This is a genomic window from Pseudomonas sp. PME37.24/025, assembly GCF_055556615.1.
In genome coordinates this window covers 18,730-45,489 of the sequence record NZ_JBVHNK010000001.1, presented here as the reverse complement: position 1 = coordinate 45,489, position 26,760 = coordinate 18,730, and the positions used below count along the sequence as shown (strand labels likewise).

24 protein-coding genes are annotated in these 26,760 nt (G+C 56.3%); 14 read left to right on the top strand and 10 right to left on the bottom strand.

Annotation, left to right across the window (positions count from 1 at the left end; genetic code table 11):
* Positions 1-193 precede the first annotated feature (193 nt).
* Positions 194-1,852, top strand: a complete 1,659-nt coding sequence (gene mhpA, locus ACZ3HH_RS00155) for a bifunctional 3-(3-hydroxy-phenyl)propionate/3-hydroxycinnamic acid hydroxylase MhpA (RefSeq protein ID WP_465802054.1) — start codon at positions 194-196, stop codon at positions 1,850-1,852.
* Between the two features lie 2 nt (positions 1,853-1,854).
* A complete protein-coding gene (locus ACZ3HH_RS00150) occupies positions 1,855-2,499 on the top strand; it encodes a TetR/AcrR family transcriptional regulator (protein WP_465802053.1) in 645 nt (214 codons plus the stop codon).
* 21 nt (positions 2,500-2,520) lie between these two features.
* On the opposite strand, the gene ACZ3HH_RS00145 is transcribed toward ACZ3HH_RS00150, so the two are convergent.
* Complete coding sequence (locus ACZ3HH_RS00145) at positions 2,521-3,756, bottom strand: NADH:flavin oxidoreductase/NADH oxidase family protein (protein ID WP_465802052.1); 1,236 nt, start codon at positions 3,754-3,756, stop codon at positions 2,521-2,523.
* Between the two features lie 294 nt (positions 3,757-4,050).
* Between ACZ3HH_RS00145 and ACZ3HH_RS00140 the strand changes: the two genes are divergently transcribed.
* The 6 genes from ACZ3HH_RS00140 to ACZ3HH_RS00115 all read left to right on the top strand — a co-directional run bounded on the left by ACZ3HH_RS00140 (position 4,051) and on the right by ACZ3HH_RS00115 (position 11,136).
* Positions 4,051-4,665: a TetR/AcrR family transcriptional regulator gene (locus ACZ3HH_RS00140; RefSeq protein ID WP_465802050.1), complete on the top strand. Its 615-nt coding sequence runs from the start codon at positions 4,051-4,053 to the stop codon at positions 4,663-4,665.
* An 85-nt stretch (positions 4,666-4,750) separates the two neighbouring features.
* Positions 4,751-5,842, top strand: a complete 1,092-nt coding sequence (locus ACZ3HH_RS00135) for a VOC family protein (RefSeq protein WP_465802713.1) — start codon at positions 4,751-4,753, stop codon at positions 5,840-5,842.
* 175 nt (positions 5,843-6,017) lie between these two features.
* Positions 6,018-6,974 carry a fumarylacetoacetate hydrolase family protein gene (locus ACZ3HH_RS00130; RefSeq protein WP_465802049.1) on the top strand — a complete coding sequence of 319 codons (957 nt, stop codon included), beginning with the start codon at positions 6,018-6,020 and terminating at the stop codon, positions 6,972-6,974.
* Positions 6,974-8,875, top strand: coding sequence for an acyl-CoA synthetase (locus ACZ3HH_RS00125; protein WP_465802047.1), 1,902 nt, complete (start codon positions 6,974-6,976; stop codon positions 8,873-8,875). The genes ACZ3HH_RS00130 and ACZ3HH_RS00125 overlap by 1 nt, the downstream gene beginning before the upstream one ends.
* A 162-nt stretch (positions 8,876-9,037) precedes the next feature.
* Positions 9,038-10,357, top strand: a complete 1,320-nt coding sequence (locus ACZ3HH_RS00120) for an outer membrane protein transport protein (RefSeq protein WP_465802046.1) — start codon at positions 9,038-9,040, stop codon at positions 10,355-10,357.
* Between the two features lie 236 nt (positions 10,358-10,593).
* The gene (locus tag ACZ3HH_RS00115) at positions 10,594-11,136 is read left to right on the top strand and encodes a DinB family protein (protein ID WP_465802044.1); all 543 of its coding nucleotides are present in this window, start codon (positions 10,594-10,596) and stop codon (positions 11,134-11,136) included.
* A 180-nt stretch (positions 11,137-11,316) separates the two neighbouring features.
* Here the strand turns inward: ACZ3HH_RS00115 and ACZ3HH_RS00110 are convergent, their stop codons facing one another.
* The 4 genes from ACZ3HH_RS00110 to ACZ3HH_RS00095 all read right to left on the bottom strand — a co-directional run bounded on the left by ACZ3HH_RS00110 (position 11,317) and on the right by ACZ3HH_RS00095 (position 14,420).
* A complete protein-coding gene (locus tag ACZ3HH_RS00110) occupies positions 11,317-11,991 on the bottom strand; it encodes a class I SAM-dependent methyltransferase (RefSeq protein WP_465802042.1) in 675 nt (224 codons plus the stop codon).
* 78 nt (positions 11,992-12,069) lie between these two features.
* Positions 12,070-12,690, bottom strand: coding sequence for a glutathione S-transferase family protein (locus ACZ3HH_RS00105; RefSeq protein ID WP_465802040.1), 621 nt, complete (start codon positions 12,688-12,690; stop codon positions 12,070-12,072).
* Between the two features lie 98 nt (positions 12,691-12,788).
* Positions 12,789-13,670 carry an NmrA family NAD(P)-binding protein gene (locus tag ACZ3HH_RS00100; protein ID WP_465802039.1) on the bottom strand — a complete coding sequence of 294 codons (882 nt, stop codon included), beginning with the start codon at positions 13,668-13,670 and terminating at the stop codon, positions 12,789-12,791.
* Positions 13,671-13,778: 108 nt separating this feature from the next.
* On the bottom strand, positions 13,779-14,420 hold the full coding sequence (locus tag ACZ3HH_RS00095; RefSeq protein ID WP_465802038.1) for an HD domain-containing protein: 642 nt from the start codon (positions 14,418-14,420) through the stop codon (positions 13,779-13,781).
* A gap of 105 nt (positions 14,421-14,525) precedes the next feature.
* Between ACZ3HH_RS00095 and ACZ3HH_RS00090 the strand changes: the two genes are divergently transcribed.
* Both ACZ3HH_RS00090 and ACZ3HH_RS00085 read left to right on the top strand, forming a co-directional pair.
* Positions 14,526-15,569, top strand: a complete 1,044-nt coding sequence (locus tag ACZ3HH_RS00090; protein ID WP_465802712.1) for a GlxA family transcriptional regulator — start codon at positions 14,526-14,528, stop codon at positions 15,567-15,569.
* A 196-nt stretch (positions 15,570-15,765) separates the two neighbouring features.
* Entirely contained in the window at positions 15,766-16,305 is a 540-nt protein-coding gene (locus ACZ3HH_RS00085) for a nuclear transport factor 2 family protein (RefSeq protein WP_465802037.1), read from the top strand.
* A gap of 82 nt (positions 16,306-16,387) precedes the next feature.
* Here the strand turns inward: ACZ3HH_RS00085 and ACZ3HH_RS00080 are convergent, their stop codons facing one another.
* From ACZ3HH_RS00080 to ACZ3HH_RS00070, 3 genes are read right to left on the bottom strand one after another with little or no spacing between them, the layout of a single operon-like run.
* Positions 16,388-17,029, bottom strand: coding sequence for a TetR/AcrR family transcriptional regulator (locus ACZ3HH_RS00080; protein WP_465802035.1), 642 nt, complete (start codon positions 17,027-17,029; stop codon positions 16,388-16,390).
* On the bottom strand, positions 17,016-17,867 hold the full coding sequence (locus ACZ3HH_RS00075; protein WP_465802034.1) for a 3-hydroxybutyryl-CoA dehydrogenase: 852 nt from the start codon (positions 17,865-17,867) through the stop codon (positions 17,016-17,018). Before ACZ3HH_RS00075 ends, ACZ3HH_RS00080 begins: the two co-directional genes overlap by 14 nt.
* Positions 17,868-17,880: 13 nt before the next feature.
* Positions 17,881-19,065, bottom strand: coding sequence for an acetyl-CoA C-acyltransferase family protein (locus ACZ3HH_RS00070; protein ID WP_465802032.1), 1,185 nt, complete (start codon positions 19,063-19,065; stop codon positions 17,881-17,883).
* A gap of 131 nt (positions 19,066-19,196) precedes the next feature.
* Here ACZ3HH_RS00070 and ACZ3HH_RS00065 point away from each other — a divergent pair, with 131 nt between their 5' ends.
* The gene (locus ACZ3HH_RS00065; protein WP_465802030.1) at positions 19,197-20,213 is read left to right on the top strand and encodes an AraC family transcriptional regulator; all 1,017 of its coding nucleotides are present in this window, start codon (positions 19,197-19,199) and stop codon (positions 20,211-20,213) included.
* A gap of 255 nt (positions 20,214-20,468) precedes the next feature.
* On the opposite strand, the gene ACZ3HH_RS00060 is transcribed toward ACZ3HH_RS00065, so the two are convergent.
* Positions 20,469-20,891 carry a nuclear transport factor 2 family protein gene (locus ACZ3HH_RS00060; RefSeq protein ID WP_465802029.1) on the bottom strand — a complete coding sequence of 141 codons (423 nt, stop codon included), beginning with the start codon at positions 20,889-20,891 and terminating at the stop codon, positions 20,469-20,471.
* A 101-nt stretch (positions 20,892-20,992) separates the two neighbouring features.
* Here ACZ3HH_RS00060 and ACZ3HH_RS00055 point away from each other — a divergent pair, with 101 nt between their 5' ends.
* Positions 20,993-21,877 carry a LysR substrate-binding domain-containing protein gene (locus tag ACZ3HH_RS00055; RefSeq protein ID WP_465802028.1) on the top strand — a complete coding sequence of 295 codons (885 nt, stop codon included), beginning with the start codon at positions 20,993-20,995 and terminating at the stop codon, positions 21,875-21,877.
* Positions 21,878-21,910: 33 nt separating this feature from the next.
* Here the strand turns inward: ACZ3HH_RS00055 and ACZ3HH_RS00050 are convergent, their stop codons facing one another.
* Entirely contained in the window at positions 21,911-23,320 is a 1,410-nt protein-coding gene (locus tag ACZ3HH_RS00050) for an amino acid permease (RefSeq protein ID WP_465802026.1), read from the bottom strand.
* 359 nt (positions 23,321-23,679) lie between these two features.
* On the opposite strand from ACZ3HH_RS00050, the gene ACZ3HH_RS00045 reads away from it, so the two are divergent.
* Complete coding sequence (locus ACZ3HH_RS00045) at positions 23,680-25,461, top strand: type I secretion system permease/ATPase (RefSeq protein ID WP_465802025.1); 1,782 nt, start codon at positions 23,680-23,682, stop codon at positions 25,459-25,461.
* Positions 25,442-26,755: an HlyD family type I secretion periplasmic adaptor subunit gene (locus tag ACZ3HH_RS00040; protein WP_465802024.1), complete on the top strand. Its 1,314-nt coding sequence runs from the start codon at positions 25,442-25,444 to the stop codon at positions 26,753-26,755. Before ACZ3HH_RS00045 ends, ACZ3HH_RS00040 begins: the two co-directional genes overlap by 20 nt.
* The last annotated feature ends 5 nt before the right edge of the window (positions 26,756-26,760 follow it).

Sequence of the window (26,760 nt, the reverse complement as noted above, 5' to 3'; positions counted from 1 at the left end):
AAGCCAAGCCTCGCCGGTCGGAAAACTGGCCCTCGGCACAGCCTGAATGACCTCATCCCGGCGCGGTAACGATCTCAAAAAAACTAATGAGGAAAATTTCAATATTGAAATATGTCTCAATATTACATACCTTCACCTTGCCTGACGATGAGATCTCCACCTCTCACGACTTCAATCACAACAAGGGCTCGAGATGAACAACAACAAGAAAGGTACCGAACTGCCTCCCACCGCCGTCGATGTGCTGGTCGTCGGTAACGGTCCGGTAGGGGCGACAATCGCGGCGCTGCTCGGCCGCTATGGGGTAACGACGCTGGTATTGGACAAGACCCATGAGGTCTTGCTGATGCCCCGTGCCATCGCTCTGGACAACGAGGCGCTTCGCATCCTGCAACTCGCCGGATTGTCGGAAGACGCTTTCGAGAAGATCGTTATCCCTGAAGTGAAGATGCATTCCCCGGTCCTCGGACAATTCAGTCGGGCCAATACCGCGGGGTGCATCGACGGTCATCCCAAGCTTGTGACTTTCTATCAACCCGACCTCGAACACGCGATGCGCAATCAGGTCTCCCGGCTGAAGTCAGTGACCAGCCTGGGAGGATTCGAGCTTGAGAATCTGGTCGAGGAACCGGATTGTGTCGTCGCCTCCGTACGGGACCAGGACGGGCATACGCATTACGTTCGCGCCCGATATCTGGTCGGTGCGGATGGTGCAAGCTCCAGGGTCAGGGCCTTGATTGGCCAGGAGTTCGAAGGACAAACCTATGCAGAGGATTGGCTGATTGTCGATGCCAAAAACCGCCATAAGTCAGCCATAGATCATGTTGAGTTTCTCTGTGATCCACGGCGCCCGACGCCGCACATGCCTGCGCCCGGTGGAAGGGAGCGTTGGGAGTTCATGCTGCACCCAGGCGAATCCCGGGAAGAGCTGGAAAGCCCGGAAAGCATCGCCCGGCTGATCGCGCCCTGGGTCAATCCGCAGGAGCTGGAAATCGAGCGCAAGGCGGTGTATCGATTCCACGCGCGTTGCTGCAACAGATTCAGCAAGGGCCGAACTTTTCTTGTCGGGGATGCAGCCCATATCACCCCCCCCTTTGTCGGGCAAGGTCTCGTAGCGGGACTTCGAGATGGCGCCAACCTCGCCTGGAAACTGGCTTGGGTCCTTCACGGCCAAGCCGCGCCGTCAGTACTCGATACCTATGACGTAGAGCGCCGCCCTCATGCCCAGGCGATGATCAATCTGGCGAAACTCATGGGCCGTCTGGTGATGCCGAGAAACAAGGTCGCCGCTTTCTTCGTCCACGGCTTGATGCGCACGCTGGCGTTGACACCCGCTACCAGAAAGTACTTCGAGCAACTGGACATCAAGCCGAAGAACATCTTCAAACACGGTCTGTTCGTGCAGCATCGTCGTGGCGACAAGCTGGTTCGTGGCAGTCTGTTTCCCCAGGCCTGGGTTCGCAACACGCAACAGCAGATCCAACTGAGCGACGATGCTCTTGGACACAACCTGACCCTGGTTGGATTCGGTGTTGACCCGTCGTCACTGCTGAGCGCTGCCGAGGTCTTTTCCTGGATACAGATGGGCGGTCACTTCTTGCAGATAGGACCCTGCGGTCAGCGCTCCGACAGCGCTTGCGACTTCATCGAAGACCTGAACCATGACATCCTGCCGCTGGCTGCCAAAGGCACGCTCGTCGCGATCCGCCCCGACCGTATCATCATGCACCACGCTCCCGGCTTCGATGCAGGCAGCCTGGTTCGAGACTGCCTGATGCTGATGGGTAGCGCCGATTCCACTGCCGACAACGTTTCCATTACCATCAACGAGCCCCCTCGATTAAGAGCGTGAAGATGCCTTCCCCCACTTTTCCTTCAGAAGCAACTGAGCAAGAGCCTCTCACTCGGGGCCACAAGAAGCGTGAACGCACCCGTCGCGGCCTGGTGGATGCGGCATTGCGTCTTGTCGCGCGTAAGGAGGTGGGGGAGATTGCACTGCTCGATGTCGCCTCGGAGGCCGCGGTATCCAACGGCACCATCTACAACTATTTTCGAACGCGCGACGAAGTACTCGAGGCGGTTGGCATCGCCATGGCGAGCGAGTTCTCCGATGCCATTTCTGCCCTGAGTTCGGACGTGCACTGCGGTGCACAGCGGCTTTCGATTGGTGTGCGCATGTTCGTATGCCGGGCCGCGTACGACCATCAATGGGCCAATGCACTGCTGCGCATCATCCATTCCGATCAAACCATGCGCTCGCGCCTGGCTGCTCATGTGCTGGGCGATCTGCGTGAAGGTTTGAGCGCGGGCATTTTCGCTTACGAGGACGAAGGGATCGCCCTGGACATGGTCGTATCGTGCACAACCGGCGCCATGCGCTCGGTTGTCGAAGGGCGTGTGGTGGCGGAGCACGACCAGCGGGTCGCCGAGATGATTCTCAAGGCTCTGGGCGTAACACCTGCCAAAGCCAAGAGAATCGCCGATAAGCCGCTACCCTAGTGCTGAGTCATCATCGGCCGGCTAAACCCGGCCAATCCATTGCCGATAGTTCTTCGCCTGGCGACGAGACTTCAACTGATTGCCGATCAATGCCATGAGTGGCGACGCCCCGGGTTTTGTCTGTTTGCCTTGGCTCAACAAGCCGAGTTGCTTCTTGATCACCGACGCCACTGCAAGCGATGCCAGCGCCTTATTCTTCCAGCGGACGACGATCGGTTCCACTTCGGTGTCCTGACCTGCCATCCAGTGGCTTGGCAGGGCCGGCTCGATTGCCAACGCAGTGGCAAGCCCCACCATCGACACCGAGCCGCTCACCACTCGCTCCGCGACCTCCTTTCTGCGCACACCGCCGGTGACCATCAGCGGCATGCGCGCTATTTCTCCTATTTTTTCCGCGCACTCGAGAAAATACGCTTCTCGAGCCAAGCGGCTGCCGTCGCGGGTTTGCCCCTGCATCGCCGGGCTTTCGTAGCTGCCACCTGATAACTCGATCAGGTCGACCGCCTTGGCGTTGAGCATTTCCACCACCCGAGCCGCATCCTCGGCATCGAAACCACCGCGCTGAAAGTCCGCGGAATTGAGCTTCACAGCGACGCAAAAAATCGGTGCCACTCGCAGGCGTATTGCGTCGATGGTTCGCAGGAGAATTTGCGCACGATTTTCCAGGCTGCCACCCCAGCGGTCGCTACGCCGGTTGGTCAAGGGCGAAAGGAATTGGCTGAACAGGTAACCATGCGCCGCGTGAATCTCCACGCCGGTGAATCCGGCACGCTCAGCCAGCACCGCAGCCTGGGTATAGCGCTCAATCAGCTCTTCGATCTCCTGCTCATTCAAGGCTCTGGGCGGCACAAAGGCCTTTGATAGTCCGGGAATGTCGACAGCCACCGCAGAGGGGCCCCGTGCCGATTGCCCCATGGAAGCCAATAGCTGCCGTCCGGGATGATTGATTTGCATCCAGGCCTGGGCTCCGCGACTGCGGCAAGCATCGGCCCATAGCTTGAATTCGCCCAGGTTCCGATCGTCCTCAAGCACCACGCCAGCCGGTCCGGTCAAGGCGTGGCGATCAACCATGACGTTGCCAGTGATGATCAGGCCGGCTCCACCGTCCGCCCAACGCCGATAAAGCTTAACCAGCGCTTCCCCTGGAGCGTGATCCTCATTGGCAAGGTTCTCCTCCATGGCAGCCTTGGCGATTCGGTTTGGAATCACTGTGCCGTTAGGCAAACGAAGCGGTTTGAAGAGCTTTGAGCCGGTCATGTTCTGTCCTTCAGCTAATAAAAAGTCGGCCAGCCATCGCTAGTTTTCATCGACGGACAGAGCTTGATGCTTGCCGAAAAGGCGAGCCTGAGTTATGACATAATTGAACATGCGTGTTCAATTATGTCAATGTTCAGGGCTTTTATTGGCCTCGCGACATCGATCATGACATCCGGATTATTAAGGTTGTAGGCCGGTTTTCAGGCAGAAAAACCTACATGCTTAAAAATATGGTTGACGTAAAATGAACACGAGTGTTCAATCTGGCCATAAGGTAATCCTGGAGAGAGAACCGTGGAATCCCTAAATCCAACACAGCGCCGCATTCATCAAGCCGCCTTTCGCCTGTTCGCTGAAAGAGGTACCTCACAAGTGAACATTCTCGACCTCGCACAAGAGGCGGGCGTGGCGCGCGGAACGGTCTATAGCAACATCGACAGCATGGAAAGCCTGTTCGAGGCGGTCGCCAGCCATCTCGCGAAGGAGATGCATGAGCGCGTCAACAAGAGCTTCAATTCCCTCTCTGATCCGGCTCAGCGCCTTGCCAATGGCATTCGATTGTTCATTCGTCGAGCGCACGAAGACTCCCAGTGGGGGGCCTTCATACATAAATTCGCCATGAGCAATTCTTCGTTGCGCGAAATGTTCAGCAGCCAAGCGACGACGGACCTTCTGAGCGGACTGGCCAGTGGGCGGTACACGTTTGAAAAGGAGCAATTGCTCTCTGTACTGACGCTGATATCGAGCAGCGTCCTCGGCTCGATTTTCCTGGTGCTGGAAGGGCACAGAACGTGGCGCGAATCGGGCTCTGACACGGCCGAGCTGGTGCTGCGGGCGTTGGGTGTATCACCAGAGGAGGCTCGTGCGCTGGCAACCACAGAGTTGCCAGCACTTCCTTCTCTCGACTGAGTTAGTCAACCGACTCAACCAGACATCCCTGGATTTTCAGGGGTGCGGGGACGGCTTTACCCTGAAAACCCGGAAAACAACAACAATGACCAACCAAAATGAAATGCCCCGGTTAGCGACACCACAACCTGCCCGGCATCCGCAGCCGACGGTGAAGGCTCAGGATCTGACTCACCTGATCTTTCAGCGGCCGGACTTGAACGAGGCGGCGCGGTTCCTGAATGACTTCGGCCTGACGGTCAGTCAGCAGGACACCGATACGCTTTACCTGCGCGCCGCCGACCCCGCCGCATATTGTTACCGTGTCCATCGTGCAGAACATGCACGTTTTATTGGATTCGGACTGGCAGTCCAGTCGCTCAAGGATCTGGAAAAACTGACGCGAATCCCCGGCGCGTCATCGGTAGAAAAATCAGAACATCCTGGTGGTGGGTATTACGTCAGATTGACCGATCCTTCGGGTTTCATTGTGGAAGCGGTTTGCGACCAGACTGCAGGTATAACGCTGGGACACAGAACTCCTCTTCCCTGGAATCTGGTGCAGGAGCAACCGCGAATCAACGCCACGCAGCGCCCGCCGATTGCTCCGTCAGAAGTCCTCAAACTGGGCCACATCGTCATCGAGGTGGCTGACTACCAGACGACCTGTGCCTGGTATACGGAGCATTTCGGGTTTATTCCCAGCGATGTGCAGGTACTCCCCGATGGCACGCCTATTGTCGCCTTCATGCGCCTTGATCTCGGTGAAATTCCAGCACCTCACCATACGCTCGCCATAGCGCAAGGGTTCATGGCCACCTACAGCCATAGCGCCTATGAGGTCGTCGATGCAGACGCTGTGGGCATGGGGCAGCGCGTCCTGCGCGAGCGCGGTTGGGAGCACTCATGGGGCATCGGCCGACACATTCTGGGCAGTCAGATCTTCGATTACTGGCAAGACCCTTGGGGCGATAAGCACGAGCATTACTGCGACGGGGACATTTTCACGGCTGCACAGCCTACGGGCATTCATCCCGTGAGCCCCGAGGCAATGGCGCAGTGGGGGCAGCGCATGCCCAAGCGTTTTACAAAACCGAAGATGAGCCTGGCCAATCTGCGTGCGCTGTTGCGCAACCTGCGACGCAGTCCGGACTTGAGCATTCGCAAGTTGATAACACTCATGCGGATGTTCGGGTAGAGCGGCCACCATGTCGGGCAATGCAACAAGGTATGGCCGTCGGGATGTGCTCAAAGCCAGCGCCTTGATCGTCGGCGGCTCGTTGGTCTTCAGCGTTGCCAGCCCCCCCTCAGAACAACACCACAGTTCTCGCGCCGCCGAGCACGGGACAAACGCCGCTCCTGGAGTACCTTCAATGTCTGCTGTACACGTAGTCCGCTTCGAATTTCAGAACGGTATCCACTGGGGCGTGCTGCGCCAAGACCGTATCACGGTTGTCCCCGGTGCTTTTGAAACCACCGGTGATTTCATTCGCCAGAACAGTATCGACGACCTCGCTCAATTGAAAGGTACGGAGCTTGCGAAGGGCGAAGTGAAACTGCTGTCGCCGGTGACCCGTAACCAGCAGTTCGTCTGCCAGGGCGCCAATTACCGTCAGCACATGATCGAGTCGGGCATGGACCCGGATGCGAAGAAATTCAACATGATCTTCACCAAGGCGACGAGTTGCCTGGTGGCGGCTGACAGCGACCTGATCAAGCCGCGCACCGTGCGCTTCCTCGACTACGAGATCGAACTGGGGCTGGTGATGAAACGCGCGATCACCGGCGCTGTTGCTGTCACCGACGCCAATCTGCATGAGTTCATTGCAGGCGTCGTCATCGTCAATGACTACTCGGCTCGTGACATACAGATTCCGCAGATGCAGTTCTACAAGGGCAAGAGCTTCCGCACTTTTGGCCCGGTCGGTCCGTACCTCTGCCTTCTGGATGCCACGAACATTAGTTACCTGAAAGAGTTGCAGCTGCGCCTGACGGTCAACGACCAGGTGCGACAGAACGACAGCACGGCCAACCTGGTTTATGGCCCCGCTGAAACCCTTACCGAACTCTCCTCCGTGCACGATCTCGCCGTTGGCGACCTGATCGCCACCGGTACGCCTGCCGGCTGTGCGCTAACGATTCCTTCGCCTGCCAAACAGCGTATTGCGGCCCTGATGCCAGAAGCCACCAAATGGAAGCTTTTCCTCAAGGCGCAGGAAGGTCGGACGCAATATCTCAAGGCAGGTGACGTGGTCGAGGCGCGCATTCGCAGCGCCGATGGTGTGATCGACCTCGGCGTGCAACGCAACCGAGTCGTGGAGGAAGCCTGATGGTTGTGCAGACCCTGAGTGACATCGAAAGTCTCGAACAAGTCCCCCTGTCGGAACGTGGCCTGGCTTGCAGCACTTATGAAGCGCTGCGAAAGGCGGCCCGGTGCTCCCCCCAGGCACCGGCGCTTAGCTTCTTCGCCGATGCCGCGGATTTCAGGCGCACCTACAAGTGGAACTACTCCCAGCTCTTCGGGGATATCACCCGCGCGGCGAATGCCTTCGATGACCTGGGTATAAAGCCGGGCGAGGTGCTTGCCTTTATCTTGCCCAATCTGCCGGAAACCCATTTCACGATATGGGGCGGGGAGGCGGCGGGCATTGTCATGGCGATCAATCCGCTGCTCGAGGCCAAGCAGATGGCTGGCTTGCTGAATGCCGCGAAGGCAGCCGTGGTAGTGACGCTCGCGCCGACGGCGGGCAGCGATCTGTGGCCCAAATTGGCTTCGCAGCTGGATCAGTTGCCTACGCTCAGGTCTGTCGTTTGGGTCAGCATGGAGCCCTATGTCGCCGAACCCGTGCGGGGGGGCCTGAAAGCAGCGGCACTCAAGGAACGAGACTTACACCGAGATATCGCGATCCACGATTGGCAATCGCTGATGAGTACTCAGCCGCACACACACCTGAAGAGTGGTCGGCAAATCCGCCAGGATGAGTGCTCCTCCTACATCTGTACGGGCGGCACCACCGGGCTCCCGAAGATCGCTGCGCGTACCCATGGCTCGGAAGTATTCAATGCATGGGCCATGGCTGCTCATATGCAGCCACGCAGCGGTGGCCAGGTGATCTTTTGTGGTCTGCCGCTGTTTCATGTCAATGGACAACTGGTGACGGGACTGATGCCTTGGACTCAAGGCGACCATGTGATTCTCGGGACGCCTCATGGGTATCGTGGCGAGGGGGTGATCCCGCGATTCTGGGAGATGGTCGAGCACTTCGGTATCAACTTCTTTTCCGGTGTGCCAACGGTCTATGCCGCACTATTGCAAAATGAATGTGAGGGCCGCGACCTGTCCAGCCTTCGCTATGCAATGTGTGGCGCCGCACCCATGCCGGCTGAGTTGTTCCGGGAGTTCGAGCGCCGGACCGGGCTAAAGATCCTTGAGGGTTACGGTCTTACCGAGGGCGCCTGCGTTTCCTCGGTCAATCCGCCCCATGGCGAGCGCCGTATCGGCTCCATCGGGATACGGATCGCCTACCAGAATATGCGCGCGATCGTGCTCAATGATTCTGGAGAGTACCTGCGCGACGCCAACATGGATGAGATCGGCCTCATCACGATCAGTGGCCCGAACCTCTTCAATGGCTATCTGGAGGAGCGTCATAACCAGGGCCTTTGGATCGATATCGACGGTCAGCGCTGGCTGAATACGGGCGATCTGGGTCGCCAGGATGCACAGGGTTACTTCTGGCTGACCGGACGCAAGAAGGAGTTGATCATCCGCGGCGGTCACAACATCGATCCCAAGCAAATCGAGGAGGCTCTGCAGGCGCATCCCGCCGTCGCCTTGGCCGCTGCAATCGGCAGCCCCAATGCCTACTCGGGCGAGGTGCCAGTCGCCTACGTTCAACTGCGCCCCGGGCAAACCTGCAACGCCGAAGAGCTTGAGGCGTTCGCTCATCTCAATATCAGCGAGCGGGCAGCAGTCCCCAAGCGCATTGAAATCCTCGAGGCGTTGCCACTGACTGCCGTGGGCAAGATATTCAAACCTGCTTTGCAACAGCGGGAGATTGCCAAAGTAGTCCAGGAAGAAGTGGAGCGCCTTGGGCTTTCGAATATTGCTGTTGAGGTCGTGCAGGACAATCGCCGTGGGCATGTCGCCTGCATCAGGGCCGGAACGGGCCAAGAAATCCTGGCTCCGCTCTTGGGGCGCTATAGCTTTCAAGTCGAGTGGCTTAATTGAGTTTCTGATTCACATCTGTAAGTCCAGCAGTCGTGCCCTGGCGCTGTTCAGCCAGGGCGTTTAACACAACTTCGATCAACTCCAGCCGGCACTGAAAAGTGCACAGGAAGGCGAAGCCTTGCCTGCGTGCAATCAACAAAAACAATAAACAAGAGGTGGAAGATGAAACCGAATAGCCGTGTGATCCCGTGTCTCTCTGCACAGCGAAAGTGTGCTATCTGGATTAAGTTCACCAGTGCCATGGCACTACTCAGCGCCTCTTTTATTGCAGGTGCCAATGGCATCGCCCTTAACGAACAAAGCGCAAGCAGTGCGGGAACTGCTTATGCGGGAAGGTCGTCTTCGGCGCTGGACGCCAGCACCATCTTTGGAAATCCTGCAGGCTTGACCAAGTTGAAGCGCAGCGAGATTTCCGGCGGGGCAGCGGTGGTCTCGGTTAGCGACGACATCAGTGATGCACAGAGCAGTGCGCCAGGAACGAATGAGGGGGACTCGGTACCTTTGGGGGCCGTTCCTTTCGCCTATATGTCGACACCGCTTGATGATTGTCTTTCGATAGGTCTGGGCCTCTATGCTCCGAGTGGTCTGATCAATGATTACGAGGGCTCTTTTCAGGGCCGCTACCATGGCTCCTACAGCACGACCAAGGAAATAACCCTGCAGCCCACCATTGCCTATCGGATCAATGATTACGTGTCTATTGGTGGCGGACCGACCATAAACCGTTTCAATGCAAAGCTTCAGAATTACCTCGCTACCGGCGCCCTGAACAACGGCCAGGACACACTGGTTACCATCAAAGGCGATGACACGGCACTTGGCTACAACGTCGGCGTCTTGTTTGACTTGAGTGATGCGACCCGTTGGGGGATTAACTATCACTCGAAGGTGAATTATGAACTCGAAGGGCATACTGAGGTTTCCGGCTCCCCGAGCGTTATCCCGCTGGACGGAAAGTATGACAACAAGATAGACCTGACGATGCCCGAATCGGTGGACACGTCCATCACCCATCATTTCAATAGTCGCTGGACGGGATACCTGGGGACCACGTGGAAACGTTGGAGCCGGATCCAGAAGGTCGAAGCAGTCAATAGCGGTCTTTCCCCCTTGGGCCAGGCGGCTGGCCTGGGACGTGTGACCGAAGAAATGAACTGGCGCGACACGTGGTCCACCGCCGTTGGCGCATCCTGGCAATTGAACCAACAATGGCTGCTGCGCGCAGGCTACGCCTATGATCCGTCGCCCATTAGAAATGCCGATCGCAGCGTGCGCGTTCCGGTCGGGAATCGCCAGGCCGTGACCTTGGGCGGCGCTTACTCACCGAATTCCGATCTGACGATAGACTTTGCTTATGGTTATCTCTGGGATTCCAAAGTCTCTGTAAAACAGTCGAACAACTCCGGTCTTCAACCGGAATACAGTGCCAACTACGAAAATAGTGCGCATGGAATTTCAGTGCAGGCAACCTATCGGTACTAGTCGCCACGACTCCCTTTTAGGGGAGCCCATTTTCAGAGAGCGGGCAGGGACGCCTCGTTTCAGCTAGCATCTGCTTTCGACTGCGGATTCCACGAAATCCTCTCCGATGCCCTTGGCCCCACCATGCGATGCTGTCGTTCAGACTGGAATCCGCCAACACAACAAAGCCGGGCAACAGGCCGGGCTTTGCGATGAGCGTGGAGCGCTTGTCAAATACCCACTTAAAGGATGAACACATGAGCCGTACCGGCCATATCTGCCTGATGGCGACCTATAACAAATGGATGAACGCAAAGATCTATGGGGCGGCGGGGGGCTTGTCCGATAATGAGCTCTCAGCTGATAGAAAAGCGTTCTTCGGGTCGACTCTCGGGACGCTAAACCACGTGGTGGCCGGAGACACTGTGTGGCTAAAGCGATTCGCCAAGCATCCAGCGAATCATTCGGCATTGGAGCCGGTGAGGCAACTTGCTGATCCGAAAAGCCTCGACCAATTGTTGTTCTCTACGATTCGAGAACTCTCAGTCCATCGAGAGAGGCTTGATCAGATGATCGTCGAATGGGCTCACGCCATTACAGAGCCCGATTTAGACCACACCCTCCATTATGCTAGCTTGAAGGGTGTAGTGTCCGAGAAGGATTTTTACAGCTTGGTGATGCATTTTTTCAACCATCAGACCCATCACCGCGGCCAGTTGACTACGCTGCTTTCACAGGCAGGTGTCGACATAGGTGATACAGATTTGGTCGTCCTCATCCCATCCCGATCCAACGCATGAAGAAAAGCTCGATATCAGTATTCCGAATTCATAGCCCAAAAGGGTGTTCGGATCGCACTGATTGCATCGCTATTGCCCTGGCTTAATCCACGACGAACAGCTTCGCACCGTTGGTGGTGAGCGGCGCGGTCAACCTCGCGACTGCGCAGCGTCCGTGCTCGGAGCGTTTCAGGAAACGTGTCATTCCAGTTGCTCAGCCACCAACAGCAACGACTGCGGCACAGGACTTTGCGGGTGTTGCGGCTCCTGCAGGCCGGCCAGCCGAAAACCGGCCATGTCCAGCGCATTGAGCCAACTGGATAAAGTGCGGAAGTACCACGGCATGGGTTGCCACTGCCCTTTGAACCCGGCGAAGGTTTCCTCCCGCCAACCATCCTGATAGTTGCCCGCCGCCGCAGTCCATGGATGCAGCGTCTGGATTACCAGCGCGCCGCCAGGGGCGAGCAGGGCGTTCATGGCGGCGAGCAGGGGGATGATGTCCTGGTGCAACAGGGCGAAGTTGGCGCAGATCAGGTCGTAGTTGCTGCCGATGTCCACCTTCGCCTCCACCAACTCTTCATAACTCGCCAAATACACCGACGAAGAGCCCGCCGCCCGAGCCGCCTCGACTAACGCCGCATCGCCATCCACACCGACCGTCGTGATGGTCCGTTCAGCCAGCGCACGCAACAGCCAGCCCTCGCCGCAGCCCAGGTCGAGCACTCGCTCGGGTTGACGGCCTAGTACCGCCAGCAGGATTGCCTGGTCGGTGACCTTGAGGCGGCTTTCGATGGTGCCGGTGCGGATAGCCTCGATCCAGGATTGGGCGTTGTGGTGCCAGCTCTGGAGGAGGAGGGCGGATTCGGGGGCAGGCATTTCGATGTCCGGAGTTGTTGGGTGGATGAAAGGATAGGACAAATGCTGGGGTAAAAAATAAGGTCTGCGCAGTAGCGCTTAGTGATTTTGGAACGCTTTCAATCCTCGCTGTACTGCGGGCCTGGCTTCGATCGCATTGAACCAGCGTGATAAGCGTGAAAGCACGGCCCAATCCAGCCGGTCACGCATTGATGCCGCAATGGTGAAAGCAGAGATGTCGGCCATGGAAAACTGATCTCCGGCCATGAAGTCGTCGGTAAGAAACCGTTCTGCATAGACAAGTTGTTCAATCACACGCAGATCGATAACTGTGGCCGCATCGATTAATCCCGCCTGGCGCAGGAAAAATGCGGCATGGCTGGGCCCGATTACGTCCGTTACGAAAAAGAAGTAACGATCAAATACCCGGTCGCGCTTTGGCCCCGCATGCGCTGGTGCGAGCCGACCGGGAGCTTTTGCATCAGCGAACTGAATGATTGCGTTTGATTGGTTAATGACCAGCGGGGGTGTCGATGTATGGTCGACCAGGGTTGGGACTTTTCCTGCCGGATTAAGCGCCAGGTACGACAAGTCGTGTTGCTCATTCGCTTGCAAATTCAGTCTTCGTGCGGTGTAGGGGATACCTGCTTCTTCCAAGGCTATTGCAGCCCTCAGACTGTTGCCGGTTTGAGCGCCATACAGCTCGATTTTTGGGTTCATCAGGCACTCCATTGGAAATGAATGGACAATCATTGGATGCTAAGTGAAAAGCGGCATATGCGCATGTCTTCAAGACCAGGCGCATACGCCCATCGTGATCACCCCTCGAACGCTTGCCGGTTTGCGCGTACGAAGTCACCCACCGTTTGAGGCGCTTGTCCGGTGATTTGGCCGATAACCCCGTCCTCACCGCTAAAGATTCCGTTCTGGTAATCGACCGCGACTGCAAGGAAGTGCTGGATCACAAACTCCGGCAGATCGTAGGTCTCCAGATGCTGGCGATACTCTTCCAGGGTCGAAGGGCTGTAGGTGATGGTGCGGCCAACGATGTCGCTGATTTCGTCGGCAATCTCTTGATGACTCAGCTCGACAGGGCCGTACAGCGGATAGGTTTTCCCGATATGGCCAGACGGCTGTGTGAGAACGGCGGCGATCAGTCGCGCTTGGTCTTCAGCGGCGATGGGGGCATGTCGGCCGGTGCCGTACGGCAGTGTGATCTTGTTCTCCTTCACGATCTGATCGAGCACCCACGGAAAGATCAGCCATTCGGAAAAGAACGTCGGACGGATGTGCACGGTGGGGACGCCCGACCAGTCGAGTACACGTTCTGCAACCCAGTGGTCGCGCGCGGCGTGACTCAAAGAGTCTTCCCGAGCAGAAATCTGCGACATTTCCACAACGACCTCGACGCCGGCTCGCCGGGCGGCATCCGCAAAATAGGCAGTCGCCTGAATGTAGCCAGGACGCACGGGATAGCACAGGTAGGCGCCTGTGACCCCCTCCATCGCACGAATGATGTCGTCATGTTCCAGGAGGTCGCCAACAACTATTTCGGCGCCCTCGCTTTGGAGCGCTGCGCTGCGCTCGTCCTCCTGGTGCACAAAAGCCCGAACCGCATGACCTCCGTCGAGAAGGTGGCGAATGGTGTAGACGCCAGTTTTTCCCGTAGCGCCGGTGACGAGGTATTTACGTTGCTGCATGGTGAATACTCCAAAGTAAAGGAACACACATTGCTCGCGCCGATATCACGTATCAGGCGTTACCAATTCAGGAATGTTGCGCAACAGTGCCGATTGGCAGCACCGCATTCAGCTGTCGAAAGGGGCGTGATCAATCAGGTCGCACACATTCGGGCAATCGAACCCGTGCACGTGACGACGGCCGACATCAGCGAGCCCAGTGCCAATCGCAGTGTGAGGTTTCTTCTTGGCCACTTCGGCGACCGCTTGGGTAAACGCGGCTTTCATTCCAATGCGGGGGTAGAGGGCCAGCGTATCCTCGACCAGCGATGGCGTGATTTCCTCCAGCCGTAATCCCATCACATCGACATGGGCGCCCATGTAGATCAGGGCGATCTCTGGCTGTTTGCGGTCGGCGATGCCGGCGCTAGAGTGAAGTGCGATCGCATCCCAAACCAGCTCGGCTTTCGATTCCGGGTAACCGTTTTCCAGCAGGAAGCGGCTGGCAGCGTCGGCGCCGTCGACCTCAAAACGTTGGTCGGCTGCAAATTCGTACGTCAGGCCCAGATCGTGCAGCAGTGCGGCGAGATAGACGGCTTCGCGGTCGTATTTCAGGCCTCGCTGCTGGCCGAGGAATTCGGCAAACCACCACGTCCGGTGTACATGGTGCAATAGCACTGTCGAGTGAACACGTTCGACGAGGAAGGAGGCCTTGCGAGCGAGTTCAGAGTCTGGAGCGCTGAAGCCGCCGATGATCACAGGTGTACTCATGTTTGCTCCCGGGGGATGAAGTTGGCTTGCAGTCGATTCTAAATAGTTGCAATTGGCCAAATTGACTATTTTCAGATGATTTGTGCCAATATTCGTGTCAGGTCAATGCGGGAGATCGCTGTGAAAATAACCACGAAATCAAACCATTCCTTTGTCGGCGCGGCGCAAAAACGAGTGGTGATTTTGGGTTTGCCGCCCGTGGACTCGCTTGACGTGATCGGCCCGGCAGAGGTGTTCGCCTATGCAAACAACCTGCACCGCGGCGACTCTGCTCCCTATGTACTTGAGCTCGTTTGCGCGGGCGCGAATGAACACCTGGAAAGCAGCACCGGCATCGCACTCATGGCGCACAAGACGCTTGAACAGGAGCGTCTTGAAAACAAGGCGATCGACACGTTGATCGTGACGTCGGGCTGGAAAGCCATGGATCAGCTGGATCAGACGGCTATCGAGTGGATCCGCACGCGAGCCAAAAATGTCAGGCGTGTGTGCTCGATCTGTGTCGGCGCGTTCGCCTTGGCCGAAACAGGGCTTTTGGATGGTCGAAAGGCAACCACCCACTGGCGGATGGCACGCAGCCTGGCCGATCGCTATCCCAATGTGCAGGTGGATCCCGACCCGATTTGGGTCAAGGACGGCAACCTGTACACCTCGGCAGGCATCTCGGCGGGAATCGATCTTGCGCTCGCCTTGGTCAGCGAAGACCTGGGGGACGACATCGCTTTGGAGATCGCGAAAAATCTGGTTCTGTTTCTGCGACGTCCAGGCGGCCAGGCACAGTTCAGCGTCGCACTCCAGTCGCAGCATGCGACAGGTTCGAACCTGGATGAGTTATGCGTATGGATCAGTGAGCATCTGCATTCGGAGCTTACGGTCGAGATACTTGCAGACAAGCTCGCCACCAGTGTGAGGACCTTGATTCGCATGTTTCAGAGGGAGTTCAAGACAACGCCTGCGAAGTACGTCGAGGACGTCCGGGTCGAAGCGGCCTGTCGGCAAATAGAGCTGGGAAGGCGGTCGATGGAGGAGGTTGCGCGCCGATGCGGTTACCACAGTGTCGACGTGCTCAGAAAAGCCTTCGTGCGACGCATGGGGGTGAGTCCAAAGGAGTACGCACAACGTTTCGCGCCAGTTAACGAGCCCGCTTAGGCATGCACAATGGTCATGAGCCTGGATCTGCAAATAGCCTTTCTGCTGCACCAGAACTATGCTCCTGATTCAAAGTCGCGAGTGCGTGTTCGAACCATCAACGAGGGCCTTCGGTAGCTCGTGACTTGGCGTTCGACGCTGAGCAGTGTCGCATTCGAAGCCGAGTGCCCGGTGCCGTCAAGCACAGGAGGCAAAGATGAGTTTCTTCCCCAAAGTCATCGCAGTTGGCGAGATTGATGCGCAAATGCGCGCCAGCGCAGTGGATTACGTCAATCGTGTTAACTGGTTGTTTGAGACCTGGGATCTGGAGGGCATGATCGAGTCCTTTACGCACGACGCGAAGATCGTCCATTTTCACGGAACTTTGAATGGCGAGGGCGATGTTCGTCACTTCCTTTCAGATCACTATCCTTATCTGGTTCCGGGCGTCGGGCGCTGCGCGTCCAACCATATCGTCGATGTTGAAGCCACTGGACTAGTCGCAGTTCGCTATCAGAACCTGCTGGTGCGATATGCCTGGCCAGAAGACGCGCCGAGACTGGGCGATGGCGAGGTGAACGAAGACGACGACTTGCCCGTCATCTGGCTTTATTCGCCAATGCTCGATCGTCTTCGCAAGATCGAAAGTGGCTGGAAGATCGCTGAGCGCTACATCGGCGGTTCGACGTTTAATCGACGTTTTACGCCGAAGGACACTTCAGCCGCCGCGGCAAGACCCTTCCTGCCCAAGGCTTAACGGACTGCTGAAAATACTCGCTGCGCGCTTCGCTCTGGATGGGACTTGAGCGGTCATGGAAAGTGCTAAAACGCGGCGGGTATCAGGTTTGTTTAGATATTTTTTCTATAGGTGGGGCGAGGCTTATCGTTTCATGTGTGCGTTTTGGCGCCAGCAACCGCTCGATGGCGCCACTTACCATGTTTTCCATCAGATTATCGCGCTCTTGTTCATCCAGCGAATAGTGTGTCAGCCAACTGGGCGCGCTATTGAGCAAGGCGGCAATGGCATGACCGGCGGCCATCCGGCCCTGTTCACTGAATCGGGGTCGGATGCCGAGCATCAGCAGCAACTTGCGTTCGTACTGCTCGCGCAGTTGCCGGACGCGTTCCTGCTGCTCTTCATTCAGGCAGCCGCTGTCGCGCTCCACCAGACGAAAATGCCAGGGCATTTCCTGATGCAGATTCAAGTGCGCGCGGATCAATTGGTTGAGTCTGTCGCGTTTTGCCGGGGCCGTTTGTCCGATGCGCCCCAGGGTGGCCAGCAGCTCTTCGTAGAACTCCTCGATCAGGTCGAGCAGCATGTGCTGCTTGCTGGGGTAATGGTGGTACAGCGAGCCCGGGGCGAGCCCCAGGCAGGTCGCGAGCTCACGCATGCCGACTTGACCGAAACCCTTGCTGGCAAAGAGCTCCAGCACCTTGTCCCGGTATTCGGCGAAGCGCGAGCAACGCTCAGGCGTAGGCATGGAAGCCGCGCCCCGTTTTGCGTCCCAGGTAACCGGCGGCGACCATTTCCTTGAGCAGTGGAGCGGGGCGGTATTTGCTGTCGTTGAAGCCGTCGTAGAAGGCTCCAAGGATTGCCAGCACGGTGTCCAGGCCGATCAAGTCCGCCAACGCCAGCGGGCCGATCGGCTGGTTGCAGCCCAGGCGCATGCCGGCGTCGATGTCTTCGGCGCTGGCCAGGCCTTCCTGAAACACCAGGATCGCTTCATTGATCATCGGCACCAGAATCCGGTTGACCACGAAGCCTGGACGATTGCCGGCGGTGATGGCGGTTTTGCCGAGAGCGGTCGCCATGTCCAGCGCCAAGGCGTGGGTGGCATCGCTGGTTTGCAGGCCACGAATCACTTCAATCAGGCCCATCACCGGCACCGGGTTGAAAAAGTGCAGACCGATGAAACGCTCAGGCTGACTGACACTGGCAGCGAGTTGAGTAATGGACAGCGACGACGTGTTCGAGGCAATCACACAGTCGGCGCTGACCTGCGCGGCGATTTGTTGCAGCACGCGCAGTTTCAGGTCGAGGTTTTCGGTGGCGGCTTCGATCACCATTTGCACGTTTTGCAGGCTGTTGTAATCGGTACTGGTGCGAATTTTGTCGAGGGCAGCGAGCTTTTGCTCATGCGTCAGCGTGTTTTTGGCGACCTGCCGATCGAGGTTTTTATCGACGGTCGCGATTGCCTTTTGCAAGGCACTCTCCGAGATATCGATCAAAGTCACATTGATGCCGGCCAGGGCGCAGACTTGTGCGATGCCATTGCCCATGGTGCCGGCGCCGATGACGCCAATGTTCTGAAGATTCATGCGCATGTCCTTATCAAACCCGCTCAAACAACACGGCGATGCCTTGGCCGCCGCCAATGCACATGGTCGCCAGGGCATAACGGCCTTGGCAGCGATGCAGTTCGTGAATCGCCTTGGTCGCGATGATCGCGCCAGTGGCGCCCACTGGATGGCCCAGCGAGATGCCCGAGCCGTTGGGGTTGACCTTCTGCGGATCGAAGCCCAGTTCTTGCGCTACGGCACAGGCCTGGGCAGCGAAGGCTTCGTTGGACTCGATCACATCAAGGTCGGCAACGGTCAGACCGGCGCGCTTGAGCACCAGGCGGGTGGCGGGAATCGGTCCCAGTCCCATCATTGAAGGTTCAACGCCGGCGTGGGCATAACCCACCAGTCGGGCTATGGGCTTGAGGCCTTGTTCTTGAACAGTTTGGCCGGTGGCCATGATCAGTGCGCCGGCACCATCATTGAGGCCGGATGCGTTGCCGGCGGTGACGCTACCGTCCTTTTTGAAGGCAGGTTTCATGCGGCTCAATTGCTCGGCGTTGACCTCGGCCCGTACATGCTCATCCGTCGCAAACGAAACCGTCCCTTTGCGGGTCGCGATTTCGATCGGCACGATCTGCCCGGAAAAACGCCCTTCGGCAATCGCCCGGGCGGCACGCTGCTGGCTGAGAAGCGCCAATTCATCCTGGGCCTGACGCGTGATGCCATAGTGCTCGGCGATATTTTCAGCGGTGATACCCATGTGGAAACCGGCAAACGGGTCTTGCAGTGCCCCAAGCATGTAGTCGACGGCCTGCATGTCGCCCATTCGAGCGCCCCAGCGCGCCTGCGGCAACAAGTACGCGCCTCGGCTCATGGACTCGACGCCACCTGCCAGCGCAGCGCCCGCATCCCCCAGCATCAAACTTTGCGCGGCACTGACAATCGCCTGCAAACCCGAACCGCAAAGGCGGTTGACGTTGAAGGCGGGCGTCTCTTTCGTCAGGCCGGCATTCATCGCTACGACCCGGGAGATGTAGGCATCGCGCGCCTCGGTCGGGATTACATGTCCCATCACCGCATGGCCGATGTGCTCGGGCGCAAGGCCTGATCGTTCGATAGCGGCGCGGCAAACGTCGGTTGCCAACTGAATCGGCGGCACATCCTTGAGTGAACCGCCAAAGCTGCCGATGGCAGAACGGACGGCGCTCACTACAAAAATATCGGAATGGTTCATGTTGGCTCTCTGAATAGGTCTTTTTTGTTGGGCACGAGTCTAGAATCAGCAGCGCCACAGGCCTATGCCAAAACTGTTCAAGGGTGATGGCGTTTTTTGCCATATTCAGATGTGACGAGAGAGGCATTCAAATGCGGGAAACGGATTCGGTGGCGGTTTACTTCATGTACCCCATGATCCATGCGTTACGTGAGAAACCGCAGCGTCTGCGGGCAGTACTCGAACAGGTGGGAATTGATCCGGCACTGATGGACCAGCCGACGGCACGGGTGCCGGCCACGGCTTTCGCCGCGTTGTGGCTGGTGCAGATTCGTGAGTTGAACGACGAATTTTTCCAGTTGGACTCCCACGGAATGCCACCAGGCAGTTTTGCCTTGATCTGTCGGGCATTGATTCAGGAGCCGACACTGGAAAAAGCCATGCGTCAGTGCCTGGCCAATTTCGCCCTGTTCCTGCGTGATTTTCGCGGCACGTTGAGTGTGCGTGGCAAGCGTGCGGTCATCAGCTTGCAGACCTGTTCGCAGAACAGCGAGGTCAGCCGGTTGGGCGAAGAAACGTTTCTGGTGTTGATGATCAGCCTGCTGTGCTGGCTGGGCGGGCGGCGCATTCCGATCGATCGTGCGGACTTTCGTCATCAGCGTTTGTCGCTGCGTGATGATGCCATGCTCTGGGGCCCCAACCTGACCTTTGGTACCGAACGCACCGAAATCGAGTTCGCCAGTCACTACCTGCGGCTGCCGATGATTCAAGACCTTGCCTCGCTGAAAGTGTTTTTACGCACCGCACCGCAATGGCTGGTGATCCGCTTTCGCAATCAGCATGGACTGGCGTCGCAGGTTCACCAGCGCTTGCGCCACAGCCATTACAGCGAATGGCCGACCTTGCAGGCCTTCGCCCTGGAGCAGCACCTGAGCCCCAGCACCTTTCGCCGCAAACTGGGACGTGAAGGCTGTTCGTATCAGGAAATCAAGGATGAAGTGCGGCGCGTGGTGGCGTTTGAACGGTTGCGCCAGAGCAAGGCGAGCATCAGCGATATAGCCGAACAGTTGGGATTTCAGGAGCCTAGTGCGTTTCATCGGGCGTTCAAGAAGTGGACGGGGGAGAGCCCGGGGCGCTATCGGGCGCGGTTTCAGGAGGGTTCTGAATAGCCCTGCTCGCTGGGTCACGGCAAGGCTTTGTCAGCTCCGCAAAAACCTTGGTCTCGAACACTCCCATCACTATTCTTCAGTGCCGAGCCTCGCAAGGGAGGAGAGCAGATTGAGTTGGAGGATGTCTATAACAGCAGCAAGGAATACTTCCGACCTTCTCGGAAGCTATAAACGGGCTCCCATTTTAATTGTTTGGGTTTTTGAGCGGGTTACAAGTGATCAGCTCAAAAAGCCGGGGTATATATAAAGATCTAATTAATTATGTGCATATTTGTCACCTACCGTTTCACGAATAGGGTGAGTGTCGTAAATAATGATCATTTTTGTGATAAGGCCGGCTTCATTGAATTCAAAAACATCAACGCACTCAAAAGGTGCCTTGGATCCATCGCTCAGGACCCAGTCATAGTTAAAGTAGCCGGTGGCGCGTAACTGATCTTTAGCACTTACACAAATATCGATCTGGGTGATAGTGCTAGGCCCTGAGGTTTGTTGTAGTTTTTCAAAGAATGGACTAGGCTTCATCCAGCCCAGAAACGGAGAGTAGATATCTGCATCCTCAGTAAAAAGTGGGCAAATTGTCTCTGGGGTGCACTTTTCCAGTTCTGTGATGTATACAGCTACTTTGGTCGCCAGATCAATGTTAGGGTTGGTGAAGTTGGTATTTTCAGGGCTCATAATGTACTCCTTTTGGTTGAGGGTTCATGGTATGAAAGCGCTGTGGCACAGGCAATGTAAAATAGTTGATAGGGGGTATATCGTTTTGGAAACGGAGGCGTATGAAATCAAGAATATTTAAGTCGTTGCCCAGTCTCGTGGCGATCCAGTCGTTCGTGATATGTGCCGAGCTGAAGAGTATTAATAAAGCGTCGATGCTACTCCACAGATCGCAGGGGGCTATTAGCAAACAGATCAAACAACTCGAAGAACATTACGGTGTGGCGCTTTTTGAGCGCTCCGTAGAAGGTCTTAAGTTGACGGGGCGTGGGGTGCAATTTCTGGCGCTTTCACAGGACTTGCTTGAGTTGATGGAGAAGTATGAGCGTCAGGATCAATTCTTGATCAGGCCAATCACAATATCTGCCCCTTCTACATTTACGCTTAGATGGCTACTGCCTAGAATTGAAAATATCAAAGAAGCGCTTGGCGATCAAAAGCTGCAAATTAACAGCACCTATCAGGATTTGACATCGCTCAATGAAAGTGAGTTGGAGGTCATCATCAAAAGGGACAATGCTCAAGCAAAAGGAATTGTTTCTACTGAGCTTTTTTCTGAGTTTTTGACACCTATGTGCTCTTGCGCAGTAATGGCCGGCATTGTTGAGAATGACTTATCGCTGCGAGGCCAAAACTTATTGCATGCCTCCAAATCAGGAAGCGAGTGGGCCACCTGGCTAGAGTGCAGCAGAGCTGAAACAGATGTACCGGTTCAATCAATAGTATTCGATACCCTTGATCTTGCAATGTCAGCGGCGGAGGCATCGATGGGGGTTGTAATGGGAGATCCTGTTATGGCGGCGGAAAGATTAAGCTCGAAGCGTTTGGTCATGCCGTTCAGTTTGATTGTGCCTAGCGGGAAGAAATATTATGCATGCTACGCTGAAAAATATAGCGATAACCCAGCGATTGTGAAGCTGATTAACCTGCTTCAATCTCAGGTGTAAAAAAGCGGCCAGTGGGCCGCTTTTGCCTTCAAGCTATTGTTTTGTTAACCCTTTTTTAGATTGGAGATCACCCTTGGATTTCCAGAAGAACGCGATGCTCAGTCCGGCTATCCAAATCGAGAACACAAACCCTGCGATTCGGGTTTCTGGATCGATTATGACCAGAGCACCTAATAGAACAATAAAACTTAAGCAGATATAATTTACTATTGGGTAGCCAGGAAGCTTAAATGGCAGTGACGAATCTCCATCCTTAAAGCGAAGTCGATGTTTGATGTGGGACGCAAGTATCACTGCCCAAATCCACAGCAGTAGTAGCAAAACCCCCGCCATCAAATAACCGAATAGATCATTTGGGAGGAAAATATTCAGCGCCACGCCGACTAGCATGCAGGCAATGGAAACTGAAAGGGCTCTTGTGGGGACGTTACGGTCGCTAAGCGTTAGCATCGCTCTGGGGGCGTGCTCTTTGACAGCAAGGGAAAAAAGGCAGCGACTGGTTGCATACAAGCCACTGTTGCATGAAGACGCAATTGAAGTGATGACCACGATCATAATGATGTTTGCTGCGTCTTGAAGGCCCACGGCTGTAAATGCGAGAACAAACGGGCTTTGATTTGGATCAATCTGGTTCCAGGGAAACAGGCACATTACAATTGCCAGTGATCCCATATAGAAAATAGCGATGCGCAATAGAACGCCGTTTATAGATTTAGGAAGCGTCTTTTCTGGATCCTTGGCTTCTGCAGCCAGAAGTCCAATGATCTCCATTCCTCCAAATGAAAACGCAGCAATTGGGAGCGCCAGGAGGAAGGATTGGTAACCTGCTGCGAAGAAGCCACCGTGTTGCCATAAATTTGATACTGAGGGTCCGATTGGATTTCCAATGTTGGTTACGATCAGATAGAGGCCAACAAGAATGAGGCAAACGATGGTGATGACTTTAATAATAGCCATCCAGAACTCAACCTCGCCAAAATTTTTTACGCTGAGATAGTTGAATGCTGAAAGTAAAACCAGAGCGATGAAGGCTGGGGCCCATTGTGGGAGCGCTGGATAGAGATTGTGAACAAGCAATCCGATTGCGGTTAGCTCCGCAATACCTACCAATATCCAGTTCATCCAGTAAGACCAGCCTGTTATATAACCTGCCCAAGGTCCGAGCATTTCATCTGCAAGGTCTGACAGTGAGCGGCAACCAGGATTGGAAAGCAGAATTTCGCCAAGGGCCCTCATAACGATAAAAATGAATAGACCAGCGAGCGCGTACGCGAATATCAGTGCAGGCCCGGCTTTGGCAACGGCATGTCCGGATCCCAGGAAGAGGCCTGCGCCAATCGCGCCGCCAATGGCGATCAATCTGATATGTCTATATTCCAGTACACGTGCGAGCGTGGGTGAGGAACTATCATTTGGAATTTCGAGGGTCGAGGCTTTGCTCATTGTATCCATCCGCCTTTTTAAATAGTTATTTTTGCAGCAGAGATGCATTTAGAATTTGGCGTCTTATTTGATAAGTATTCAATCGAATATATTTCTCCCCCACTATTCCAAATGGTGGCTCCCCCCCCCCAAGAAAAAACAGATTATTAGTTCGCTTGCATGGCGAGATGAAGTATCCAGCCCTGACGCTGCCAGCCAGCGATGGCGACGACAGCGCGGTGTAGAGCTCTTGGCCTTGAAATCGCCGGTATCGTCGCAGGCGAAGTACTCGTTACTTGAGGCAATCCGGCCAATTGCTCCACGCAGTCGTTCGGCATGATCTAAGCTGCAAAAGATGGTTTTTGCGAGCAGGGGTTTCAATGCGAAGCACACCTGAAAACAGCCTGAAAAATGCGTTGAAAGCCTGTAGAGACAGCTTTGTTTCTGTTGGTTTTTTCAGCCTTTTCATCAACGCGCTAATGCTCGTTCCTACCTTCTATATGCTTCAGGTGTATGGGCGAGTTATAAGCAGCGGAAGTCTGACGACTCTGGCAATGCTGACGCTGATCATGACCGGCCTGGTGGTCACGCTCGGCTCCCTGGAATGGGTTCGTTCGCGCATCATGGTTCGGGTCAGTACCCGGCTGGATGTGTTGCTGAGTCGCCAAGTCTATAAGGCCAGCTTCAAACGGGCTCTGGACAGTGGCGGTATGGATGCTTCGGCCCAGTCGCTCAACGACTTGACGGGCTTGAGGCAGTTTCTCTCCGGTCCTGGATTGTTCGCCTTTTTCGATGCGCCCTGGTTGCCTATCTATATCGCTGTGATGTTCATGTTTCATCCCTGGTTTGGCTGGGTAGCGACGGGCAGTGCGCTGTTGCTGTTATTGCTCGCGTTTATCAATGAGAGGCTGACGGGACCGACACTGGCCCAGGCTAACAAGGAACATATTGGCGCGACGCTCTATACCACGAAGAATCTGCGCAACGCTGAAGTCATCGAGTCCATGGGCATGCTTGAAACCCTGATGGACCGTTGGGGGCATCGCCAAAGAAATGTCCTGTTGCTGCAGGCACAGGCGAGCGATAGAGGTGCCGTGATCAGCACGCTTTCCAGGACTTTCCGGATCCTGGTGCAGTCACTGATCCTTGGTCTGGGGGCGTATCTGGCCGTGGACCATCAGGTGGGGGCAGGCTTGGTGTTTGCCGGGTCCGTGCTGCTAGGGCGCGCATTGGCCCCCATCGATCTGATCATCGGCAGCTGGAGGGGCTTTATTGCGGCCCGCTCGCAGTACCGCCGTCTCAATGACATCCTCGACAAACAACAGGCTCAGCCCGAGCGTATGCCATTACCTGCGCCTCAGGGACACGTGCAGGTAGAGAATTTGGTCGTCGCGGCACCTGGCTCGAAAACGCCGATCATCAACAACATAAGTTTCAGCGTACCTGCCGGCTGCGTTGTCGGAATCATCGGTCCAAGTGCAGCGGGCAAGTCCACCCTGGCCAGGGCACTGATGGGGGTATGGGTGCCGCAACATGGCGTGGTCCGGCTCGATGGCGCGGACATTAGCGCGTGGGACAAACATGAACTCGGGCCGCATATAGGTTACTTGCCCCAGGACATTGAATTATTCGAAGGCAGCATCAGCGAGAACATTGCCCGCTTCGCCGAGGTCGACTCGGCACAAGTCATTCTGGCTGCCAGGACCGCTGGCGTTCACGAAATGATTTTGCAGTTGCCCGATGGCTACGACACCGTCATTGGCAGCGAGGGCCTCATGCTCTCGGGAGGGCAGCGCCAGCGCATCGGGCTGGCCCGTGCCCTGTATGGCAACCCGCGGCTGATTATTCTCGACGAGCCCAATTCCAATCTTGACGAAGTCGGTGATCGCGCACTGGTGGCAGCCATCCAGCAGCTCAAGCAGACCGGCGCGACCCTGTTTGTCATTACCCACCGAACCAACATCGTGTCGCAGCTTGACCGGCTCATGGTGATGAACGCAGGGGTTATCAGTCTCTATGGGCCGCGCGAGCATGTGCTCGCCGAACTCGCGCAGAAACAGCAGGCACAAAAACATGCCATGTCGGCAGGCGCCAGCATGGCTTCGGTCAAAACCAGCAAGGGTGATGCCGATGAACCCTACGATGCCCAGTCGTCAAATTGAAAGCTTCGCCGGCCTGCCGATATCTGATCGTAAAGCACGCCGCCTGGGCATTGGTATTGTGGGGTTGACCTTTGGCCTGTTCGGCACCTGGGCGGCGCTCGCGCCCCTAGACGGTGCCGCTTACGCGCCGGGGGTGGTCACCGTGCAGACTTACCGCAAAACGGTCCAGCATCCTGAAGGGGGCATCGTCAAAGCGGTACTGGTCCATGACGGTGACATCGTCAAGCGTGGTGATCCGCTGATCATTCTTGATGATGCCCAGTTGCGCTTCGAATACGAGATGACCCGAGGCCAGCTGGCCGCGACCAGAGCCATGGAGGCGAGACTCAGAGCCGAGCGCGACACACTGTCGGCGATCAGCTTTGGGGAGATAGCTGATCCCTCCAGTTTGCGAGGAGTGGAAGCGCGCCAGGGTGAGACCCAGGTATTCAACGCTCGGCAGGGCTCGCGGCTGGGCCAGATGGCGGTGTTACGCGAACGCATTGGGCAGTTGAGTCAACAGATCAAGGGACTGGAATCGATGATTGGTGCCAAGGTTAATCTGGAGAAATCCTACAGCGGTGAAATCGATGAATTGACCGACCTGCTCAAGCAAGGGTTCGTCGATAAACAACGCCTGCTCGAGCAGGAACGCAAGCTGGGGATGCTCAAATCGGAGGTGGCTGATCACCGTTCCGCTATTAACAGGACTCGTCTGCAGATCAACGAAACACAGCTGCAGATTCTGCAAATCGACAAGGATTTCAATACCGAGGTCGTCAAGGAGCTGGCCGAGGTTCAGACGAAGATGTACGACCTGCAAGAGAAAACCTCGTCCCTGGAAGACCGGCTCAGTCGTATCGTCATCCGCGCGCCCGACGCGGGCATGGTGATTGGCATGACGGTGCACACCATTGGTGGTGTGGTGAGCCCGGCGACGCCGCTGCTGGATATCGTTCCCTCGGTTTCCGAGCTGGTCATAGAGGCCCAGGTCGCGCCGGTGGATATTGATCGTATCGCCATCGGCAAGCGTGCCGACATTCGTTTCGGCGCATTCAATAGTGCGACCACGCCGGTGATCGAAGGCGAGGTCAGCAGTGTCTCGGCGGACCGGCTGACCAACGAAAAGACCGGGACGGCCTATTACCTGGCGCGGGTGCGGGTAACCGAGAAGGGCGCGCACACCTTGGGTGAGCGCAAATTACTGCCGGGGATGCCCGCGGATGTGTTGATCATCACGGGGCAACGTACGCTGTTGCAATACCTGATGCAGCCGGCTCGCAATGCCATCGCTCAATCGATGATCGAGGAATGATCGTG

What these genes read in the sequence shown, in the direction of transcription:
- mhpA (WP_465802054.1), top strand. Translation starts at nt 194, where the DNA reads ATGAACAACAACAAGAAAGGTACCGAACTGCCTCCCACCGCCGTCGAT.
- ACZ3HH_RS00150 (WP_465802053.1), top strand. Translation starts at nt 1,855, where the DNA reads ATGCCTTCCCCCACTTTTCCTTCAGAAGCAACTGAGCAAGAGCCTCTC.
- ACZ3HH_RS00145 (WP_465802052.1), bottom strand. Translation starts at nt 3,756, where the DNA reads ATGACCGGCTCAAAGCTCTTCAAACCGCTTCGTTTGCCTAACGGCACA.
- ACZ3HH_RS00135 (WP_465802713.1), top strand. Translation starts at nt 4,751, where the DNA reads ATGACCAACCAAAATGAAATGCCCCGGTTAGCGACACCACAACCTGCC.
- ACZ3HH_RS00130 (WP_465802049.1), top strand. Translation starts at nt 6,018, where the DNA reads ATGTCTGCTGTACACGTAGTCCGCTTCGAATTTCAGAACGGTATCCAC.
- ACZ3HH_RS00125 (WP_465802047.1), top strand. Translation starts at nt 6,974, where the DNA reads ATGGTTGTGCAGACCCTGAGTGACATCGAAAGTCTCGAACAAGTCCCC.
- ACZ3HH_RS00120 (WP_465802046.1), top strand. Translation starts at nt 9,038, where the DNA reads ATGAAACCGAATAGCCGTGTGATCCCGTGTCTCTCTGCACAGCGAAAG.
- ACZ3HH_RS00115 (WP_465802044.1), top strand. Translation starts at nt 10,594, where the DNA reads ATGAGCCGTACCGGCCATATCTGCCTGATGGCGACCTATAACAAATGG.
- ACZ3HH_RS00110 (WP_465802042.1), bottom strand. Translation starts at nt 11,991, where the DNA reads ATGCCTGCCCCCGAATCCGCCCTCCTCCTCCAGAGCTGGCACCACAAC.
- ACZ3HH_RS00105 (WP_465802040.1), bottom strand. Translation starts at nt 12,690, where the DNA reads ATGAACCCAAAAATCGAGCTGTATGGCGCTCAAACCGGCAACAGTCTG.
- ACZ3HH_RS00100 (WP_465802039.1), bottom strand. Translation starts at nt 13,670, where the DNA reads ATGCAGCAACGTAAATACCTCGTCACCGGCGCTACGGGAAAAACTGGC.
- ACZ3HH_RS00095 (WP_465802038.1), bottom strand. Translation starts at nt 14,420, where the DNA reads ATGAGTACACCTGTGATCATCGGCGGCTTCAGCGCTCCAGACTCTGAA.
- ACZ3HH_RS00090 (WP_465802712.1), top strand. Translation starts at nt 14,526, where the DNA reads ATGCGGGAGATCGCTGTGAAAATAACCACGAAATCAAACCATTCCTTT.
- ACZ3HH_RS00085 (WP_465802037.1), top strand. Translation starts at nt 15,766, where the DNA reads ATGAGTTTCTTCCCCAAAGTCATCGCAGTTGGCGAGATTGATGCGCAA.
- ACZ3HH_RS00080 (WP_465802035.1), bottom strand. Translation starts at nt 17,029, where the DNA reads ATGCCTACGCCTGAGCGTTGCTCGCGCTTCGCCGAATACCGGGACAAG.
- ACZ3HH_RS00075 (WP_465802034.1), bottom strand. Translation starts at nt 17,867, where the DNA reads ATGAATCTTCAGAACATTGGCGTCATCGGCGCCGGCACCATGGGCAAT.
- ACZ3HH_RS00070 (WP_465802032.1), bottom strand. Translation starts at nt 19,065, where the DNA reads ATGAACCATTCCGATATTTTTGTAGTGAGCGCCGTCCGTTCTGCCATC.
- ACZ3HH_RS00065 (WP_465802030.1), top strand. Translation starts at nt 19,197, where the DNA reads ATGCGGGAAACGGATTCGGTGGCGGTTTACTTCATGTACCCCATGATC.
- ACZ3HH_RS00060 (WP_465802029.1), bottom strand. Translation starts at nt 20,891, where the DNA reads ATGAGCCCTGAAAATACCAACTTCACCAACCCTAACATTGATCTGGCG.
- ACZ3HH_RS00055 (WP_465802028.1), top strand. Translation starts at nt 20,993, where the DNA reads ATGAAATCAAGAATATTTAAGTCGTTGCCCAGTCTCGTGGCGATCCAG.
- ACZ3HH_RS00050 (WP_465802026.1), bottom strand. Translation starts at nt 23,320, where the DNA reads ATGAGCAAAGCCTCGACCCTCGAAATTCCAAATGATAGTTCCTCACCC.
- ACZ3HH_RS00045 (WP_465802025.1), top strand. Translation starts at nt 23,680, where the DNA reads ATGCGAAGCACACCTGAAAACAGCCTGAAAAATGCGTTGAAAGCCTGT.
- ACZ3HH_RS00040 (WP_465802024.1), top strand. Translation starts at nt 25,442, where the DNA reads ATGCCCAGTCGTCAAATTGAAAGCTTCGCCGGCCTGCCGATATCTGAT.